This is a genomic window from Ramlibacter sp. (assembly GCF_035706265.1).
GTDB lineage: Bacteria > Pseudomonadota > Gammaproteobacteria > Burkholderiales > Burkholderiaceae_C > Ramlibacter.
This window is the reverse complement of record NZ_DASSVG010000383.1, coordinates 1-4,490: the sequence shown is the minus strand read 5'-3', so window position 1 is coordinate 4,490 and position 4,490 is coordinate 1. Positions and strand designations below refer to the sequence as shown.

At 69.4% G+C, this 4,490-nt stretch carries 6 protein-coding genes; all 6 read right to left on the bottom strand.

Annotation, left to right across the window (positions count from 1 at the left end; all coding sequences use genetic code 11):
- Positions 1–420: site-2 protease family protein (locus VFM98_RS13845; RefSeq protein ID WP_325110498.1), on the bottom strand; the 420-nt coding region annotated here is incomplete at its 3' end.
- Positions 421–446: 26 nt separating this feature from the next.
- Positions 447–1,637 (bottom strand): 1-deoxy-D-xylulose-5-phosphate reductoisomerase, encoded by a 1,191-nt coding sequence (gene ispC / locus VFM98_RS13840; protein WP_325110497.1) that lies wholly within the window; start codon positions 1,635–1,637, stop codon positions 447–449.
- Entirely contained in the window at positions 1,634–2,488 is an 855-nt protein-coding gene (locus tag VFM98_RS13835; RefSeq protein ID WP_325110496.1) for a phosphatidate cytidylyltransferase, read from the bottom strand. The genes ispC and VFM98_RS13835 overlap by 4 nt, the downstream gene beginning before the upstream one ends.
- 13 nt (positions 2,489–2,501) lie before the next feature.
- Positions 2,502–3,224, bottom strand: coding sequence for a polyprenyl diphosphate synthase (gene uppS / locus VFM98_RS13830; RefSeq protein ID WP_325110495.1), 723 nt, complete (start codon positions 3,222–3,224; stop codon positions 2,502–2,504).
- 117 nt (positions 3,225–3,341) lie between these two features.
- Positions 3,342–3,905, bottom strand: coding sequence for a ribosome recycling factor (gene frr / locus VFM98_RS13825; protein ID WP_325110494.1), 564 nt, complete (start codon positions 3,903–3,905; stop codon positions 3,342–3,344).
- 14 nt (positions 3,906–3,919) lie between these two features.
- Positions 3,920–4,490 (bottom strand): UMP kinase (gene pyrH, locus VFM98_RS13820; RefSeq protein ID WP_325110493.1); only part of this gene is annotated, 571 nt, incomplete at its 5' end.

Here is a 4,490-nt window from a genome sequence, read left to right as displayed (position 1 = left end):
GATGGAGCCGGCCACCGGGCTGCCCAGGATGGCCTGCGGCTCCTGCACGCCGATCCAGTTCACGAGCGCATAGAGCAGGATCGCCAGCAGCAGGTTGGCCAGCGGCCCGGCGGCCACGATGGCCACCCGCGACCTCAGGGGCTGGTTGTTGAAGGCGCGGTGGCGCTCGGCGGGATCGACCGGGCCCTCGCGCTCGTCCAGCATCTTCACGAAGCCGCCCAGGGGAAAGGCGCCGATCACGAACTCGGTGTCCTGGCCGGGGCGCGGCTTGCGCGCCTTCCACTTGTAGAGCGCGCGGCCGAAGCCGACCGAGAAGCGCAGCACCTTCACCCCGCACGCGACGGCCACGCGGTAGTGGCCGTATTCGTGCACGGCGATCAGCAGGCCGAGGGCCACGATGAAGGCGACGATGGTCAGCATCGGAACGGGTCCCCTCTAGTCTCGGATCAGGCCGCGAGCGGTGCGATCAGCTGCTGCGCGGCGCGGCGGGCCTGCGCGTCCAGCTCCAGCAGATCGTGCAGCGATTGCGGCTTGGAGGGAAGCACGGCCGTCAGGGTTCCGAGGTTTACCGCGTGGATCTGGTCGAAGCGGATGCGCCGCTCCAGGAACGCGGCGACCGCCACCTCGTTGGCGGCATTCAGCACGGCCGTGGTGCCGAAGGGCGCGGCCAGGCTGTCCCAGGCCAGTTGCAGGCCGGGGAAGCGCTCGCGGTGGCCGCGCGTGTCGAGCGACTCGAAGCTCATGTCCGCCAGCGCTCCGAAGTCGAGCGCCTGCGCGCCCGAGGCCACGCGCTCCGGCCAGGCGAGGCCGTAGGCGATCGGCACGCGCATGTCGGGCGTTCCCAGCTGCGCCACCACGGAGGTATCGCGGTACTGCACCATCGAGTGGATCACGCTCTGCGGGTGGATCACCACCTGCAGGCGCTCGGGCGCGAGCCCGAACAGGTAGCGCGCCTCGATCACCTCCAGCGCCTTGTTCATCATGGTCGCGGAATCGACCGAGATCTTGCGGCCCATCACCCAGTTCGGATGCGCGCAGGCCTGCTCGGGCGTCACCTCGCGCAGGCTCGCGGGATCGCGGGTGCGGAAGGGGCCGCCGGAGGCGGTGAGGATGATCTTCTCGACCCGCGCTTCCCAGGTGGCGGGGTCTTCGGGCAGCGACTGGAAGATGGCGGAATGCTCGCTGTCGATCGGCAGCAGGCGCGCGCCGCCCTGGCGCACGGCCTGCAGGAACAGCTCGCCGCCGACCACCAGCGCCTCCTTGTTCGCCAGCAGCAGCTTCTTGCCGGCGCGCGCGGCGGCGATGCAGGAGGACAGGCCGGCGGCGCCGACGATGGAGGCCATCACGGTGTCGACCGACTCGTGGGCGGCGATGGTGTCGAGCGCGGCGGCGCCCCACAGCACGCGCGTGGGCAGGCCGCTGGATTCCAGCTGCGCCGCCAGCGCCCGACCCGCGTCCTCGCGCGCCATCACGGCGAAGGCGGGGCGGAACTGCAGGCACTGCTGCAGCATGGCCTCCACCCGCGAGGCAGCGCTCAGGGCGAAGACTTCGAAGCGCTCCGGGTGGCGGGCGACCACGTCCAGCGTGTTGGCCCCGATCGATCCGGTGGAGCCGAGGACGGCAATGCGTTGTTTCATCGTTGGGCCAGCGTCGCCAGCATCATTGCCAAGGGCAGCGTGGGCAGCAGGGCGTCGACGCGATCGAGCACGCCGCCGTGGCCGGGCAGCAGCTGGCTCGAATCCTTGATGCCGGCGCTGCGCTTGACGAGGGATTCGGTGAGGTCGCCGATGACGCTCATGGCGGCCAGGAAGATGGCGGCGACCACCACCACCGGCCAGCCGAGATCGGCGAGACGGGAATACAGGCTGGGCACCTGCGCGTGGGCGGCGTTGTCGGCCAGCGCCCAGGCGACGGCCAGCACCACCACGCCGAGCATGCCGCCCCAGACGCCTTCCCAGCTTTTCTTGGGGCTGATCACCGGCGCCAGCTTGCGCTGGGTGAACTTGCCGCCGATGGCGCGGCCGGCGAAGTAGGCAAAGATGTCGGCTACCCACACCAGCACCAGGATCGAGAGCAGGAAGTTCACGCCGATCACGCGCGCCTGCGCCATCGCGATCCAGGCCAGCGCCAGCGCCAGCACGCCGCCCGGCACGCGCAAGGCGCGCGGGATCTTCGGCCAGCCGTCGACGCCGCCGCGCACCAGGGCCGCGCCGGCCAGCACCCAGGCCGCGCCGACGATGGACCACAGCGGCGCCGAGGGATGCTGCGGCCAGCCGAGCGCCCAGGCGGCGCCGCACAGGGCCAGCGTGATGACGCCGAGCAGGATGTTGGCGCCCTGCCCCAGGCCGTTCAGCCGCCCCCACTCCCAGCCGCCGGCGGCGATCAGGACCAGGGTGATGGCCAGGAAGGGCTCGGGCGTCTTCCAGAACAGGGCCGGCAGCAGGATCGCCAGCAGGACGACGGCGGTGATCACGCGCTGCTTCAGCATCGCGGCGCCTCCTTCAGGCGACCTTCCGGCTCGATGGCTTGGGGGCGACCTGCTCGGAAGTGCGGCCGAAGCGGCGCTCGCGCCGGCTGTAGTCGGCGATCGCGGCATCGATCGCCGCGGCGTCGAACTCGGGCCACAGCTTGTCGGTGAAGTACAGCTCGCTGTAGGCTGCCTGCCAGAGCAGGAAGTTGCTGATGCGCTGCTCGCCGCCGGTGCGGATCACGAGATCGGGGTCGGGCACGTGCGCCAGCGCCATGGCGCCGGCCAGGGCCTCCTCGGTGATCTCGCGGCCCTGCGCCGCGAGCTTCGCCGCGGCCTGGGCGATGTCCCAGCGGCCGCCGTAGTTGAAGCAGATGTTGAAGACCAGGCGCGTGTTGGTGGCCGTCAATGCCTCGGCCTGCGCGAGGCCGTTGCGCACCTTCTCGGACAGGCGCGCACGGTCGCCCACGAAGTGGATGCGCACGCCCTCGGCCTGCAGCTTCGGCACCTCGCGCGCCAGCGCCACGGCCAGCAGTTCCATCAGGCCGGACACTTCGTCCGCCGGCCGGTTCCAGTTCTCGGAAGAGAAGGCGAACACCGTCAGCACGCCCACGCCGATGTCGCCGCAGTGGCGCACGCAGGCGCGCAGCGCGTCGACGCCCTTCTTGTGGCCGGCGACGCGCGGCAGGAAGCGCTTGGTGGCCCAGCGGCCGTTGCCATCCATGACGATGGCGACGTGGTGCGGGATGTGTTTCACGTTGGGCGTTGGGCGTTGGGCGTTGAGCCTTGAGCGTTGGGCGTGACCGGTCTGTAGGGCTGTTCACGCTGAACGCCGAACGCTCAACGCCCAACCACGCGCGCCTGCGGCGCGCGCTCACACCTCCATGATTTCCTTTTCCTTGCTGGCGACGAGCTGGTCGATCTCCGCGATGTGCTTGTCGGTGACCTTCTGCACCTCGCCCTCGGCGCGCTTCAGTTCGTCCTCGGTGGCGATCTTGTCCTTCACCAGCTTCTTGATGTGCTCGTTGGCGTCGCGGCGCAGGTTGCGGATCGCGATCTTGGCGTTCTCGCCCTCGTGGCGCACCAGCTTGGTGATCTCCTTGCGGCGCTCTTCCGACATCGGCGGCATCGGCACGCGGATCAGGTCGCCCATGGAGGCGGGGTTCAGGCCCAGGTCGCTGTCGCGGATCGCCTTCTCGATCTTGGCGCCCATGCCCTTTTCCCAGGGCTGCACGGAGATGGTCCGCGCGTCCAGCAGCGAGACGTTGGCCACCTGGTTGATCGGCACCGACGAACCGTAGTAGTCCACGTGCACCACGTCCAGCAGGCCCGGATTGGCGCGGCCGGTGCGGATGTGCGTCAGCGTCGTCTTGTAGTTGGCGATGGTCTGGTCCATCTTGTGCTGCATCGTCTGCTTGATTTCGGCGATCGTTGTCATGGCTTTCCTCTCTCTCAGGCGTAAACCAGCGTGCCTTCGTCTTCCCCGAGCACCACGCGCTTGAGCGCCCCGTGCTTGAAGATGGAGAACACCTTGATCGGCAGCTTCTGGTCGCGGCACAGCGCGAAGGCGGTGGCATCCATGATGCCGAGGTTGCGGGCCATCGCCTCGTCGAAGCTGATGCGCGAGTAGCGTTCGGCGCTGGGGTCCTTGTTCGGGTCCGCGGTGTAGACGCCATCGACCTTGGTGGCCTTCAGCACCATCTCGGCGCCGATTTCCGCACCGCGCAACGCCGCGGCGGTATCGGTGGTGAAGAAGGGGTTGCCGGTGCCGGCGGCGAAGATCACGACCTTGCCTTCTTCCAGGTATTGCAGCGCCTTGGGGCGCACGTAGGGCTCCACCACCTGCTCGATGGCGATGGCGGACATGACGCGGGGCACCAGGCCCTGCTTGTGCATCGCGTCCGACAGGGCCAGCGCGTTCATCACGGTGGCCAGCATGCCCATGTAGTCCGCGGTGGCGCGGTCCATGCCGACGGAGCCGCCGGCCACGCCGCGGAAGATGTTGCCGCCGCCGATGACGACG